At 44.9% G+C, this 13,368-nt stretch carries 16 protein-coding genes; 7 read left to right on the top strand and 9 right to left on the bottom strand.

The window, feature by feature from the left end:
• The 5 genes from NST47_RS23935 to NST47_RS23915 all read left to right on the top strand — a co-directional run bounded on the left by NST47_RS23935 (nt 1) and on the right by NST47_RS23915 (nt 3,738).
• A complete protein-coding gene (locus tag NST47_RS23935) occupies nt 1-1,350 on the top strand; it encodes a WD40/YVTN/BNR-like repeat-containing protein (protein WP_341157373.1) in 1,350 nt (449 codons plus the stop codon).
• 219 nt (nt 1,351-1,569) lie between these two features.
• The gene (locus NST47_RS23930; protein WP_341157372.1) at nt 1,570-1,740 is read left to right on the top strand and encodes a hypothetical protein; all 171 of its coding nucleotides are present in this window, start codon (nt 1,570-1,572) and stop codon (nt 1,738-1,740) included.
• A complete protein-coding gene (locus NST47_RS23925) occupies nt 1,712-2,581 on the top strand; it encodes a prohibitin family protein (protein ID WP_341157371.1) in 870 nt (289 codons plus the stop codon). The genes NST47_RS23930 and NST47_RS23925 overlap by 29 nt, the downstream gene beginning before the upstream one ends.
• A 105-nt stretch (nt 2,582-2,686) precedes the next feature.
• The gene (locus NST47_RS23920; RefSeq protein ID WP_341157370.1) at nt 2,687-3,160 is read left to right on the top strand and encodes a hypothetical protein; all 474 of its coding nucleotides are present in this window, start codon (nt 2,687-2,689) and stop codon (nt 3,158-3,160) included.
• 164 nt (nt 3,161-3,324) lie between these two features.
• Nucleotides 3,325-3,738, top strand: a complete 414-nt coding sequence (locus NST47_RS23915) for a Fur family transcriptional regulator (protein WP_341159743.1) — start codon at nt 3,325-3,327, stop codon at nt 3,736-3,738.
• A gap of 45 nt (nt 3,739-3,783) precedes the next feature.
• Here NST47_RS23915 and NST47_RS23910 read toward each other — a convergent pair whose 3' ends face one another.
• The 7 genes from NST47_RS23910 to NST47_RS23880 all read right to left on the bottom strand — a co-directional run bounded on the left by NST47_RS23910 (nt 3,784) and on the right by NST47_RS23880 (nt 9,601).
• Complete coding sequence (locus tag NST47_RS23910; RefSeq protein ID WP_076230231.1) at nt 3,784-4,032, bottom strand: type B 50S ribosomal protein L31; 249 nt, start codon at nt 4,030-4,032, stop codon at nt 3,784-3,786.
• A 157-nt stretch (nt 4,033-4,189) separates the two neighbouring features.
• Nucleotides 4,190-5,353: a Ger(x)C family spore germination protein gene (locus tag NST47_RS23905; protein WP_341159742.1), complete on the bottom strand. Its 1,164-nt coding sequence runs from the start codon at nt 5,351-5,353 to the stop codon at nt 4,190-4,192.
• 29 nt (nt 5,354-5,382) lie between these two features.
• A complete protein-coding gene (locus NST47_RS23900) occupies nt 5,383-6,894 on the bottom strand; it encodes a spore germination protein (RefSeq protein ID WP_341157369.1) in 1,512 nt (503 codons plus the stop codon).
• 20 nt (nt 6,895-6,914) lie between these two features.
• On the bottom strand, nt 6,915-8,018 hold the full coding sequence (locus NST47_RS23895) for a GerAB/ArcD/ProY family transporter (protein ID WP_341157368.1): 1,104 nt from the start codon (nt 8,016-8,018) through the stop codon (nt 6,915-6,917).
• 17 nt (nt 8,019-8,035) lie between these two features.
• The gene (locus NST47_RS23890; protein ID WP_341157367.1) at nt 8,036-8,278 is read right to left on the bottom strand and encodes a hypothetical protein; all 243 of its coding nucleotides are present in this window, start codon (nt 8,276-8,278) and stop codon (nt 8,036-8,038) included.
• Between the two features lie 214 nt (nt 8,279-8,492).
• Entirely contained in the window at nt 8,493-8,714 is a 222-nt protein-coding gene (locus tag NST47_RS23885; RefSeq protein WP_341157366.1) for a hypothetical protein, read from the bottom strand.
• A 122-nt stretch (nt 8,715-8,836) separates the two neighbouring features.
• Complete coding sequence (locus NST47_RS23880) at nt 8,837-9,601, bottom strand: DUF3105 domain-containing protein (protein ID WP_341157365.1); 765 nt, start codon at nt 9,599-9,601, stop codon at nt 8,837-8,839.
• A gap of 225 nt (nt 9,602-9,826) precedes the next feature.
• Here NST47_RS23880 and NST47_RS23875 point away from each other — a divergent pair, with 225 nt between their 5' ends.
• Nucleotides 9,827-10,387, top strand: a complete 561-nt coding sequence (locus tag NST47_RS23875) for a nitroreductase family protein (RefSeq protein ID WP_341157364.1) — start codon at nt 9,827-9,829, stop codon at nt 10,385-10,387.
• A 112-nt stretch (nt 10,388-10,499) separates the two neighbouring features.
• On the top strand, nt 10,500-10,997 hold the full coding sequence (locus tag NST47_RS23870) for a MarR family transcriptional regulator (protein ID WP_341157363.1): 498 nt from the start codon (nt 10,500-10,502) through the stop codon (nt 10,995-10,997).
• A 33-nt stretch (nt 10,998-11,030) separates the two neighbouring features.
• Here NST47_RS23870 and NST47_RS23865 read toward each other — a convergent pair whose 3' ends face one another.
• Together NST47_RS23865 and NST47_RS23860 are read right to left on the bottom strand one after the other, a co-directional pair.
• The gene (locus NST47_RS23865) at nt 11,031-11,867 is read right to left on the bottom strand and encodes a sulfurtransferase (RefSeq protein WP_341157362.1); all 837 of its coding nucleotides are present in this window, start codon (nt 11,865-11,867) and stop codon (nt 11,031-11,033) included.
• Between the two features lie 2 nt (nt 11,868-11,869).
• Nucleotides 11,870-13,165, bottom strand: a complete 1,296-nt coding sequence (locus NST47_RS23860) for an LLM class flavin-dependent oxidoreductase (protein ID WP_341157361.1) — start codon at nt 13,163-13,165, stop codon at nt 11,870-11,872.
• Between the last annotated feature and the right edge of the window lie 203 nt (nt 13,166-13,368).

Below are 13,368 nucleotides of genomic sequence, written 5' to 3'. Positions count from 1 at the left end.
ATGAAACGAAAAGGAACCTGCAAATATACAATATCTCTTATGCTATTGACCCTGGCGATGGCCACGGGCTGTGGCTCCAATGCGAATTCAAGTAGCAGCAGTGCTTCGATGGTGGCTCCCTCCATGGCGAACGGGGGGCAGACAAGCGGTACAGGCTCTGCTAATCAATCAGGCTCCTCTGGAGCATCGAATCCGTCCAATGATGGCACAAGCACGGGAGCTGCTTCTCCATCAACAGGTGCAGTGAAGCCAGCCGAGCAGCAAATTCAAACAATGCTGACAGACATGCATCTGCTCGGGGATAAGCTTGGGTATGCTTGGGGAGTGACGGCTAAGGAATTCAGGCTGTACCGTACAGAGGATGGGGGAGTGAAATGGACGGCTGCTTCCCCAACCCCGGACGGACACTCCTTCCAAGCGTCACCACAAGACCATGCAGGTGTATTTGTATTGGATCGCGATCATCTCTGGGTGTTTCAGTCTGGCCAAAATGAAGGCAAGTCCCAGCTGCTCCGCACGAAGGATGCGGGTAAGACCTGGGAAACGGCAGAGCTGCCCGGTATGGTAAGAGCGATAGGATTATATTTTATCGACCAAAGTCATGGCTGGCTGCTGAGCTCGTCAGATGCGGCCATGGGCAAATCCGAGAAATCTTTGTATGTGACCGAGGATGGTGGTGCGAGTTGGAAGCAGATTATGGAGAACACCGGCTACCTGCCAACAGATAATCCGACTCCTCAGGCGATTCCGCAAAATGGACATTCACGCGGGATGAGCTTCAGGGACGCCATGAATGGATTTGTTCCGTTAGAAACGATAGACGGCAAGCCGGAGCTGTATGGTACGCGTGACGGCGGTCATACATGGAGTGCAATCCCATTACAAATACCGGCAGCAACGAATGAAATCTATTATTCGATTGCCGCGGCGCCGCAATTTTGGGGAGCAGATCGGATGAAGGGCTGGTTTCCGGTAACCGTAAGAGGGAATGATACTCAATATTTTGACGGCTTTTTCACAACGGATGGCGGACAGACCTGGACATACACAGCGTTAAATACAGTGCCTGCTGATCTGGTGAGCACGAGCTATGATATTACCTTTGTCAACGATAAAGAAGGCTGGTATTTAAAGGATGGAAGCTTCAGCCACACCGTGGACGGAGGCACTACCTGGAAAAAGCTTGCTGCTGATCCTGTTCTGTCAGAAGCGTTCAAAGCATTCCCTTATACACTTAGAATGGAATTCACCGAAGGTGGGACCGGTTGGCTGCTGCTGAGGAATGAAGCCTCGACTGGCTCCAGATTACTGCAAACGAAAGACGGCGGCGCCACATGGCAGCTGCTGTGACATATCCATGGAGGTTGACCAGCGATGGTCAGCCTCTTTTTCAATGCAATCCTTCCAATGTGATATAATAGTAAATATTACTGTTTACATGGATATAAATCTTAAAAAATATGGATTTCTAATTAAAAGTAATAAAATGGTATTTTTGGTTTAATCATGAAACTGAAATATTGGAGGTACGTAATACGTATTATCTCAAGAGAAAAGGAGAAAGCAATAATGGGGACACTTATTGGTGGAATCCTTCTTCTGGCGATTGCTGTTATCCTCGTATGGATTATTTTATCACCGTTCTATGGGAGCTTAGGTAAAAAGGTGAATGAAAAGTTTACCAAGATCAAAAACCGGGAGGGCGAAAAAGATGCAGACGGAGAGAAAGATAACGAATAAAAATTTTAAAACAGGTGGAATTATTGTTGGTGCTATCATTTTATTAAGTGCAGTCATTACACCGTTATTTATTACGACAATAGAGGCAGGCCATGCAGGTGTTGTGTATAATCGAAATGGTGGATTAGAGGATCAAACATTAGGGCAAGGCTGGCATGTCGTCTCACCATTTAAACGAATTACTGAATACCCGATTGCAACGGAAACGGTTGAATACCGGGAAGTTAAAGTCGGAACTAGTGACGGCAAACCGATTGTGACTACATTCTCATATAATTATCACATTGATTTAGAGCATTTACCTAATATTTTCAATAAATTTAGAGGTCAGAAGGCAGATGTTATTGAAGAAGCCTTCCTTCGCCAAAGACTAACTGAAGTAGCCAAAAATGTAACTACCAAATATTCAGTGCTTGAAGTACTGGGCGAAAAAAGCCAGGAAATTTCACTTGCCATTCAAAAGAGCTTTTCTGACGATGTCAAAGATACCGGGTTTATTATTGAGTCCGTAACATTCCAGCCCCCTGCCCCTGATGAAAATACCGCCAAAGCGATCCAGGCCAAAGTCGATGCACAGCAAAAGCTTGAGCAAGAGAAGGTGGAGCTTGAGAAATCCAAGGTTATCGCGGACAGACAACGTATTGAGGCGCAAGGTATAGCTGACAAGGCACGTATTGAAGCAGAAGGTGTATCAAAAGCCAATGAGCTGTTACGTCAATCCATGACCAAAGAATTGGTGGAATATGAGTGGATTAAAAAGTGGGATGGAAAAGTTCCAACGGTAAATGGTGATGGGGTAGGAGTTATAATGAATATGCCAGGTCTAGGACAAACGCAATAAAATCTGAAAAGCCAAAGAGGTTATCCCACAGGCAGAAAATAGGTGAAGTCGACAGTTGAAATATTGTACACTTATTAGTAAACCAACTGCAGACGGGAGAATAAGATGACAACCGTGAATACGGACAATCAGGAAGAGCTGGTATGCACCCAGCAAACACGCGAGCAATGGAAACGCAGGGAGCGGGAGTTGAGCGCGTGGGTGGATCGTGATAAGCAGGTCAGGATACCTAAGCAAACCGTGCCTCTAGGTCAATTGGATATCATCGTAGATGCCGAGCTGCATGGCGCATTAACCCTGCTCAAGCAGCTGCATATACCGACGGAATTTTCATGTGCAGGAGTCAGCATTCTGGATGACCCGGAAAATCATTCACTATATGCTTACATTACCTTACTGGCTTCTGAACAGACAGACCGGTTTATTCAGCTCGCTGTACAGCGGATGAAGCATCGCCTGCTGGTCACGTATGAGCCTGCTCGCTGCCGCTACGATCTTTCTTCGTTTTATATCGGTCACAATCGTTCCTTTTGCTTGCTGATGGAGCATTGTGCGCAGAGGCTATTACGCAATCCTTAACCTGCTAATTTACGATCTTGCACTGAAAAACTTGGCGATTCGGTCATTTTTTGATAAAGTGATAATATATGCATGTGATCATGTGTCATCAATGACTTCGCAAAGCTTGCAGAGATCAGAAAGGATTGTGAAGAGCAGTGTCAGAAAGCCATAATGTGCAGGATATGCTGGCAGTCATGTCGAGAAATGGCTGGAGAATTACAGATCAGCGTAGAACAATGGCGCAGATTTTTGCCAATCAGGATGGATATTTATCTCCAAAAGATGTTTATGATCAAATGACTGTTAAATACCCAAGCGTAAGCTTTGATACCGTTTATCGTAATCTTCGTATGTTAAGTGAAATGGGTGTTCTGGAGCAATTTTATTTTATGGACGGGGGTCTGAAATTTAAGGGCAGCTGTCTTTCCCATCATCATCACCATTTAATCTGTGTGAACTGTGAGAAGACCTTGACCTTCGATTATTGTCCTATGGAGCAGCAGATGGTGCTTCCCGGAAAGTATAAAATATTGAACCATCGGTTTGAGGTTTATGGAATATGCGAGGAATGCCAAAATAATCCATCTACAACATAAAAGCCAACATAAAAGCCGAGCAATATGCTCGGCTTTTTGCTGTGCTTATTTCTTGTTGCCGTATCTCTGGTTGAAGCGGTCCACACGGCCGCCGATTTCGGCATTACGCTGCTTGCCCGTGTAGAAGGGGTGAGAAGCGGAGCTTGTTTCTACACGGATTACCGGGTAGCTGCTGCCATCCTCCCATTCCATGGTTTCGTTAGAGCTTTTCGTTGAGCCTGTCAAAAACTTGTAGCCGCTGCTGACATCAAGAATAATAACCTCTTGATATTTGGGGTGTATGCCTTCTCTCATTTGTTCAACATCCTATCTCTCATTTATTAGGCAGCTGGATTACCCAGCTTGCTTTATTTGTAATAATTACATTTACAAAATAATTATACCTGATTGCTAATCGTAAAGTCAATAAGGAGAGTTCTGTGGCATCGTGGCAAATTCAATACCTTCATTGTTATTTTTGGCTTGTTGAGAAGGGTTTTCCGGCATTTACTCCTGAATTCAATAGATGTACATGAGTTTCGATGGAAAACGTACTATCGGCAAAATGCTGCTGCCAGTCTGGCTCCCACTTTTTCCAAAGATCGCGATGCCAGCGATGAAGCAGGTTTCCAATACCGATAATATCGGCTTTCTCTTTCTGCAGAAGGATCATCATGTCACTGAGCTGTTTGTTAAGCAATTGCTCAACACGTGTCGTAAAGCGGTTGATATCTTTTTCAGTCAGAGTTTGAGAGCAGCTGAGCTCACCCACGTTTCCTTCAACATCGAGAATGATGTTAAGAAATAATTCCTGACCCCGTACGCTGGGCTTGATCTGTGTGTGCAGCTTGCTGATTTGAAAGGAATCGTTGCTTATGAAGTCGTCTTCCTTGCTCTTTTTACATGGAAGGTTAAGAAACCCGCCTTTGTATTTGTTCATCAGCATAAGTAAAAAGGGGGTTTTATTACTGGATATGAAGCCGCTCATTGTCCCCTTAGGGAAATTAATAATAGCCATACCTGTGACCGTTGCGATTTCCTGTGTATCTTTAGTCTTGTTCACGTAGGGAATCACGGTTGTTGAGGAAGGTCCATGGGCTACTATGCTGAGGTCAGTGAGCGTCACCTCCATGGTTTTGCCGGATTGATCATGAGCGAGCTGTTCTATCGATTTTAGCTGCTGCCCTATGGTACTTTCGATTAATGGCTTTATCGATAAATAAGAGCTTGCGGGTCCATGCGTAATCATGATAGCCGTTGTTCCACGGGGCTCATGGGATCGTGTGAAGAAGTCGAGCAGTTCACCAATATTACGATGTGCAGCGATCTCCTCGCTTATGAGCAGTACCCGCATATGACTCCATTGCAGCTTTCTTCCCAGATCGTTGGTTGCATCGCGAGAAGCTCCAAAGACAGTTGGATTTTCACTGATGATGTCGACAAAACTTGCTCCTTTAGTAGTTTCCATACTTGGAGTACTGGAACCGCCCGGCTTGTAGATTTGCGAAGTTAAGCGGATTTGACCCCCTTCTGTTTGATCAATTGCTGCCGCTTGGACGAAACCCCAGTCGGTGAGCTCAAGCTGATTCCAGCAAGCAGACAAAGTGAATGCACATATGGATAGCCATAGGGCTATGAAAAGCGATCTCAGTAGAACCCTCTCCTTCAGGAAATGCGATCACGATGTCCACGCCGATGAATTCGTCGGTTTCGGGGAGAACGCAAAAAGTATTGGAGTGGGACGCGAATGAACACATCCCGCAAATCCCGGATTTTAAGCGGTGCAAATGAAGACAGATAGGGCTGACCCAAGGCTTGTAGGCAAGTTAAGTGCAAAAGGGTTAGCAAAGCTATAGCCATAAGGCCAAAGCCTCCCAAAAGGGCAGCAGCGATCATGAATGGGAAACGTAATACTCGGATGGCAATGGCAATATCGTAATGAGGAATTGCAAAGGACGCAATTCCGGTCAGCGCAACGACAATAACCATGATGGGTGAAGCAATTTTAGCCATGATCGCAGCTTGTCCGATGACGAGAGCACCCACAATACTGACTGCCGATCCAACAGGTCGCGGGAGACGGATTCCAGCTTCACGAAGCAGCTCGAACAAGAACTCCATAATTAAGGCCTCCACAAAAGCAGCAAAGGGTATGCCTTCCCGAGTGTCCAGGATGGCTAGCAGCAGTACGGTGGGAATGAGCTCGGGATGAAAGGTAGACAGAGCAATATAGATGCTGGGCAAGGTAAGTGCTACCGTAAACGCGATCAAGCGAAGTAAACGGATAAAGGATGCGAACACCGTCCTTACATAGTAATCCTCCCCGGTTCCGAGAAATTCAACGAACAAAGCGGGACAAATCATGATCATTGGAGAGTTCTCAACCAACACGATGATTTTGCCATCCAGTAAGGCAGCCGCAGCTGAATCGGTCCTTTCCGTATAACGAACCTGAGGGAAGGGGGAATAGTGCGAATCCTCAATCCAATCTTCAATATATGAGGTCTCGAGCACCTCGTATTGTTCGATTCCTTTAATCCGGTTGCGAAATTCTGCCAGTACCTCGGGGTTGACAACGTGCTTCAAATACCCAAAAGCGATTTTGGTTTTCATTTCACTGCTGGCTGTGAAAAACTCGATTTTAAACTGAGGATTTTTGATTCGCTGCCGAAGCATCCCCAGATTCGTTTCCATATTCTCGACGGTGCCTTCACGCGGACCATGGACGACAGGTTCATTAACCGGCTCTGTTACCAGTCTTGTAGGAGGACCATCTGTCGGGCAGCCAATGGCTTGATCCCATTCATCCAAAAAGATAACTATATATCCTTCCAGTATATAATCATAAACTGCATCCAAGGTAGTAATTAGACAGAACGGTTGTGTAGAGCCGCCGTGATTACCCAAATAATCGCTGATCAGCTTCGGAGTAATGGGTGCGGAAATCCCGGTTTGATGATGGATCATTTCCAGGAGCGTGTGCATGATAAAATGATTTTTATTCATATTCACAAGCGAACTGCAATATACGGTCAGCGCTTCGTGCTGCTGATCAGCTCCATAGGTCCATGCCTCGAAATGGATGTCCTGACAATTGGATAGCTCGTGCTCCATACGTGCTTGATTATCGGCCAATCGGCTACTGATTTGCTGCAGAGGTGGTTTTGTTATGGTCACATCCAAGACTCCCATCCTCGTTATTTGGTCATATTCTTTATCCAGGTTATGAAAGTAAATAGAAATATGAGACTGCATCCAACCGCTACTACCGTAAAAGGCCAAATCACATAAACCTGCTGTTCAAAATCTGCTGGATTGTTGAACAACGTAAGTGACAGCAGAATACAAATCAGAGTGATCGGATAGATCAGAGCCTGTTCATTCGGCAGACGAAATAGCTGAACGATGATTTGATTCAAGACGATCAGGAGTACGGTTGCTTTCATATAAGAGCCCAGAATCAAGGCGATGGCTATCACTGCTTCACTACGCTGAAAAATTTCAGGAACCTGAATTTCACTCGCCAGGCGGTACAGGGAGTAATTGTAAGTTGCAGCTGCAGCTCCAAATGCCATCGTTGTGCACAAGGTAGACAAGATCAACACGACAGCTGTATGAGTAAATGCAGTGTAAAGCTTGGCAATTGCTGCAGGAGCATCCTTGCGATTGACAAATGGAAGGATCATGGAAAACAGAGCTACCTCACCAAAAGGAAATCCGCCTGCTATGAAAAAACCATGAAATACCGGTTTAAACCCATTATCCAATAAAGGTAGCAGCCGTTCAGGGTGATACAAGGGAATAGCGATGATAAGAACAGCGAACGAAAAGATGACTAGCAGCGCAACCAAGAGAACAAACATCCTCGCAGTGACTTGGATGCCAGCACGTGCTGTTAAAGCGGCAATGATCAAACTGATCGAATTGAACACATAAGGCGGAGTTTTGTCCATCATAACAGTGGTCAAAAAATCACCGATTCCAGTATCAATGGCCCCAATAGCAAAGAACAGCATGCCGATCAGTGGAAGCGCAATAACAACTGTCATTGCATTACCAATTAATCGTCGGCTGTAGCCGATGAGACTGATTCCATCATGCTTGTTATATAAGTATAGGACACAGGTTAGAACAACAATCCCGAATCCATAAGCAAGCAATAAGGATATCCAAGCATCATTGCCTGCTGCTGCTGTGAGCGGATTGGGAATATAAACGATTGCGGAACCGACCGTTACGACAAACAACAGCGTTGCAAGCTGTGTCGGTGATATTGAAGATAGGGGCAGCTTCTCTCTCATATACCATCACCTTTCTTTTAACGACTTACATCCAGATAGTTGACGATTTTCTTGGCAGGTCCCCCATAGAGAGTATTCAGAACATCTTCAAAACCGGGTCCAGACACTAATGTTGAAAAAAGCAAGGACAGGTAAATGGAAGGAAGTAAGCATAAGACATAAAGAATTGTTGATTTGCGGTCCAATCGCTTGAAATTATGCCAATCTCCAAGGACCAGTAGGGCAAACAACAATACGGATATGCATATTTTCTCCAGCATGTTTGGACGCCTCCAATCACGATTGGAAATATCTCCTATAGCATTCCTTGTCAGTTGAATCCTTATACTACACGATAAAATTGTTGTAATTGTTGGAAAAATATAACAGGGTAAGGGCTCGTGGAGTTATTTGCCAGCGCAAATAAGTCCGCAGCTATGGGATTCAGCTGCGGACTTATTCATGGATGCAGATACAATATGGAGTGAAGGCTCATCAATCCTTAATCCCGGGCAATTGGGTCTCAATTTCCCGAACAAGCGCTCCATACATATCCTTTAGCATCGTAATTGTGATCAGCTCCGGGGTGTTTGTGATTTCTTCCTGTGAGTGTGATTTAAGAACGCCTTCCAGGCCATTGTAATTAAATTTGAGATCCTTGTAGGTTTGATCCATTTTTTCCAGTATGACGCCAATCAGAGTAGCATAGTGTTCCATTTGCTGACCACCTTGTTTCATATTAAAAAGCACTCAATGATTATGGGGACAATTGTAACTTGATGAGGAATTGTCGTCAACCAGACGGCACGTCTCATTTACCTAGACCCCAGGAGGGCCTTTTACATGGTACCGCCGTTTTGGCGAATTTCAACAGGAATTTCTTCTGGACCTTTATTGATATATTTGTATATAAATGTGCCAATCTTGGCTTCATCAAAGCTTGCCAGCTCCATCGTTTTGGTCCAGGCGGTTACGACAATTTCCTTGTCCGTTTGTACGTCACCGTAGGGTACGGCAAGAACGCCGGAGCCTGCTTTTTTATATTGTGTCAGCGCGGTGATTTTGGCGATCAGCTCAGGCGACGCGTCCTTATGGTAATAAATAATAATATCGCCATGCTCCAAGTTGTGGACCAACATCTCGTTAGTTGGTTTTTCTTTGTAAAAACCATATTTCAAATCGTGTGGACTGTGCGTACCTGATGTAGGTATTTTCATTTCATAGGTCACTGGGGCTTCCGAATGTTCTCTTCCATAGTCTTTATCGTCGGTTACCTGGATCGCAGCGTTATAATTCAAATTCTCAATATTCGTTTTACTGGCTGCATTAAGAATCGCATAAATTCCCACAACTACAATAGCGGCACCAAGCAAAGAATGCGAGATGACGAGAATAGTTTTATTTTTCTTTTTCAAGGCGACCTTTTCGGCCTTTTTCAAGCCGCTCGTATTTTCCTTCTTCAAATTTGAAGCATACACATAACCAATAATGGATAATGCCAAAACGATCAATCCAATATACAAAAGCAGTGTACTCGTACTACCAGTCCCATGCTGCATATTCGCGTGCATATCCATATTCATCTCCAGCCTTGCGTTCATCATGCTTAGTCCTCCTCAATTATACTCCTACTGCCCTTCGATGCCTCGAACCAACTTCACACTATGTATTGTAGTGTATCGCTTGAGTATTTTCAAGTATACCTGGAATCCAACAAATTCCACTTATCCCGACTATGATTAACAACTTGCTATTGACGATTTTGATGTACCCGTTTATATTTATATTGTTTCATATGAAACAAAAAAACTGAAAGGAATGAGTTCCTATTGAGTATTTCGGCAACAATTCGGGGTAGAAGGAGCATTCGTCGTTTTAATGACCGCATAGTTCCAAGCGATGTGATATTGGGAATTTTAAATGATGCAATATGGGCGCCTAATCATGGACTTCGGGAGCCGTGGCGATTTATTTATGTTGAGAAGCCGGAAGCCAAAGAAAAAATGGCCGATTTGATGTTTGAAGCCGGGAGTCATCTGAAGCGATTGAAGCTTTTACCTGAGAAATTAAAGCAGGTGATGAAACGTAAAATCATTCAGATTCCCGCCAACCTGATCGTAGTTATGAAGCAGGATAGCAATGCTCACAAGCAGGAGGAGGATTTTGCTGCGGTATGCTGCTTGATGCAAAATATACAGCTGCTGGGCTGGGAGCAGGGGCTCGGCATGATATGGTCATCGATGGAATTTATATATTCGCCCATTTTTTATGAAGGTATGGGAGTGAAATCCGGAGAAAGAGTTGTAGGTATTTTGCATATGGGCTATTTCGACAAGGTACCTAAGCCTGGAGCACGAACGCCAGCGGATAAGAAATTAACGATCATGTAGTTGAAATTGTTTCATTTGAAACAAAGTGACCTTGCCGTGGGGTGGTTTCACAACAACGGAACCTGAGCTATAATGAAGCATGAGATCTGGATGCAAGGAGTCGTTACCACCCATGGATATGAATGAGTCTACGAAGCATGCGATATTTGAGTTGGGCGTGAGGGTCTTTTCGCAGCACGAGCAAAGCATGGCCCGGATCAAGGATCAGATATTATTGGAAATTGAAGATAGTAAAATGAATGTAAACAATCTCAATCTGACTGATATCCACGTCATTGCCTGTATTGGGTCGTATGAACCGATAAATGTAACCTCTATCGTCGAAAAAATAGGTGTTTCCAAAGCCAGTATATCGAAGATAGGGGTCAAGCTGCACAAAATGAAGCTGATTCGACGAACACAGCTGAACGATAATAAAAAGGAGATTTACTTTCTGCTGACCGCAGAAGGGCACAGGCTGCATAAGCTTCATGAGCGAATCCATAACGACATTGAAGCTTCGATTGTTCGGTTTCTATCCGCTTATACACCTGAGCAGCTGCTTTTCGTTAAAGGATTGCTGCAGGACGTCTTGAATTTTACAACGATGCTGAATCCATCCGGGAAATAAAGATAATCTCAGCTATGAGTGAGCAGAGCAGTATCAGGTCACAACCTCCGTATGCGCTGCGTTTCCCCACTCATCCCAGGAGCCTTCATAGGGGCGTACGTCGGAATAACCAAGTAATCGCAAGACGAAATACGTATGTGCGCCTCGCTGATTGGACTGGCAGTAAGGGACAATTGTTAGCTCCGGTTTAAGGCCTGCAGCTGCAAAATCCTGCTGTAACGTTTTGTAATCCTTGAAGCGTACAACACCCTGCTCATCTGCCGCAGCGAGTGCATCTTTCCATTCCTTATGAATCGCTCCCCGAATGTGACCGCCTTTAAGGTTGGACCGTTGATCGGCACCGGTGTATTCTTCCCGTGATCGAACATCAAGCAGCAAACTGTTGTTCAATCCATTCTGAATATTATTTCGTGAAGTGATACGTTGATTATCGGCTGTTAATGTGAGAGAGCCTTGAGATATAAGATGTGGCTCCTCCTCCGATACCTCTTTGCCAGCGGCAGTCCAGGCGATATAACCACCATTCAGCATTTTAACCTGATCCTGCAGCCCATAATATTCCAGCACATAAAAAACTCGTGTCGCTAGAACACCACTCCCATCATCATAGACAACAACCGTTGTTCCATTGCTGATACCCGATTGCTCCAGCAGCTCTTTGACTGTAGCTTCCGAAGCGAACGTATACCGAGACGGGTTTTTTAAGAGTTTGGCATCAATATGGATCGCGCCGGGGATATGTCCAGCTTTATAGCCTTTGGCCCGGGCATCCAGCAGTACGACCTCTGGGGAGCCAAGATTTGCTTCGACCCAAGATACATCTACAAGCAAGTGTTCGTTCGGATAATCCAATTCGTTGTGGACAATCATAATTAATCCTCCTTATTTACGAGACCGAGGTTTTCCCGCAAGGTTTGCTTGTCATAAGCTGTAGGAAACAACCCTCTGCGCTGCAGCTCGGGAACGACCAGCTCCAGAAAATCGTCCGTCCCCCCAAAGCTGAGCTGTGGCATAACACTGAATCCATCAGCCGCCTCCTCTACGAACCAAGTCTCCATCAAATCCGCGATATGCTCAGGTGTACCGACAGCCTGGAGCTGACCGGCACCTACCCAATACTTGTTCAGCAGTTCACGTATCGTCAGCTTTTCTTTGGCGATGATCTTTCTAACCATCTGGTGAAAGGTTTGATACGCATTAACCTGACTTGGCTCAGGAAGCTCGGGGAACGGATCATCAAGTGAATAGACTGAGAAGTCGATTCCGAGTAAGTTCGATATCGACATCACTGCTCGTTCAATAGGAGCAATTTGTTGAAGCTCGTTCGCTTTTTCCTGGGCTTCCGCATCTGTTGCACCGACAATGACGAGCACCCCAGGCAATATTTTAATACTGTCCGGAGAACGACCCGCCGCCGCTGTCCTTGCACGGATATCCTGATAGAACAGCTTGGCATCCTCCAATGAATTTTGAACGGTAAAAATAAGCTCGGCATATTGGGCGGCAAACTGTTTGCCTTCTTCTGATGCGCCTGCCTGGACGAGCAAGGGTCTACCTTGTGGAGGGCGCATAATATTCAGTACACCACGAACCTTGAAATACGTCCCTTCATGATGAATATCATGAACCTTGTCGACATCGGCGTAGATCCCCGAGGCTTTATCCTGAACCAAGGCGTCTTCCTCCCAGCTGTCCCACAATTTGAGTACGACCTCTGCGAATTCATGAGCTCTTTCATAACGTTCTTTATGGCTGGGCAGCTGCTGCAGACCAAAGTTAAAGGCAGTGCGCTCCACGCCTGTGGTCACCATATTCCAGCCGGCTCGGCCCCCACTGATATGATCGAATGAAGCAAATATTCTCGCAAGATTGTAAGGCTCGTTAAAGCTTGTAGAAACGGTGGCAATCAAGCCTATTTTCTCCGTTACTGTAGCAATGGAGGATAACAATGTCAACGGCTCAAACCCCAGGATGGGACCATGCTGGACAGCCTTTGCCTCGATAGACAGCCCATCTGCGATGAACAGCGAATCAATTCGTGCAGCCTCTGCCTTAATGGCAATCTGTTGAAAATGTTTAATATCATGTACTTCCTCCAGCTTTGTACTGGAGTGGCGCCAGGCTCCTCGATGAGAACCCGCATTGCTCAAAAAAAGATTTAAGATCATTCTACGTTTGGATGGGCGCATCATTCATCACCTTTTTTAAGTTGTTGTTTGAAGCTTGAGCTCTCAAAGCCTTGTCGTATATAGGATTATATTATTGTAATATTTTCCAATGATATTGTAAACTATTCACATTGAAATAGTTGGATATTATTTTAAGCTGTTGATATTTCGTAATTGAGAGGTATAATTTTAAATAATCCATT

Origin of the sequence: Paenibacillus sp. FSL H8-0034 (assembly GCF_038000305.1) — a bacterium.
Lineage (GTDB): Bacteria > Bacillota > Bacilli > Paenibacillales > NBRC-103111 > Paenibacillus_S.
The sequence above is the reverse complement of the archived record's forward strand: the minus strand, read 5'-3'. Positions and strand labels throughout refer to the sequence as shown.

Excerpts from the sequence above, each read along its gene's own strand:
- NST47_RS23935 (WP_341157373.1), top strand. The coding sequence starts at position 1 with ATGAAACGAAAAGGAACCTGCAAATATACAATATCTCTTATGCTATTG.
- NST47_RS23930 (WP_341157372.1), top strand. The coding sequence starts at position 1,570 with ATGGGGACACTTATTGGTGGAATCCTTCTTCTGGCGATTGCTGTTATC.
- NST47_RS23925 (WP_341157371.1), top strand. The coding sequence starts at position 1,712 with ATGCAGACGGAGAGAAAGATAACGAATAAAAATTTTAAAACAGGTGGA.
- NST47_RS23920 (WP_341157370.1), top strand. The coding sequence starts at position 2,687 with ATGACAACCGTGAATACGGACAATCAGGAAGAGCTGGTATGCACCCAG.
- NST47_RS23915 (WP_341159743.1), top strand. The coding sequence starts at position 3,325 with ATGCTGGCAGTCATGTCGAGAAATGGCTGGAGAATTACAGATCAGCGT.
- NST47_RS23910 (WP_076230231.1), bottom strand. The coding sequence starts at position 4,032 with ATGAGAGAAGGCATACACCCCAAATATCAAGAGGTTATTATTCTTGAT.
- NST47_RS23895 (WP_341157368.1), bottom strand. The coding sequence starts at position 8,018 with ATGAGAGAGAAGCTGCCCCTATCTTCAATATCACCGACACAGCTTGCA.
- NST47_RS23890 (WP_341157367.1), bottom strand. The coding sequence starts at position 8,278 with ATGCTGGAGAAAATATGCATATCCGTATTGTTGTTTGCCCTACTGGTC.
- NST47_RS23885 (WP_341157366.1), bottom strand. The coding sequence starts at position 8,714 with ATGGAACACTATGCTACTCTGATTGGCGTCATACTGGAAAAAATGGAT.
- NST47_RS23880 (WP_341157365.1), bottom strand. The coding sequence starts at position 9,601 with ATGATGAACGCAAGGCTGGAGATGAATATGGATATGCACGCGAATATG.
- NST47_RS23870 (WP_341157363.1), top strand. The coding sequence starts at position 10,500 with ATGGATATGAATGAGTCTACGAAGCATGCGATATTTGAGTTGGGCGTG.
- NST47_RS23865 (WP_341157362.1), bottom strand. The coding sequence starts at position 11,867 with ATGATTGTCCACAACGAATTGGATTATCCGAACGAACACTTGCTTGTA.
- NST47_RS23860 (WP_341157361.1), bottom strand. The coding sequence starts at position 13,165 with ATGATCTTAAATCTTTTTTTGAGCAATGCGGGTTCTCATCGAGGAGCC.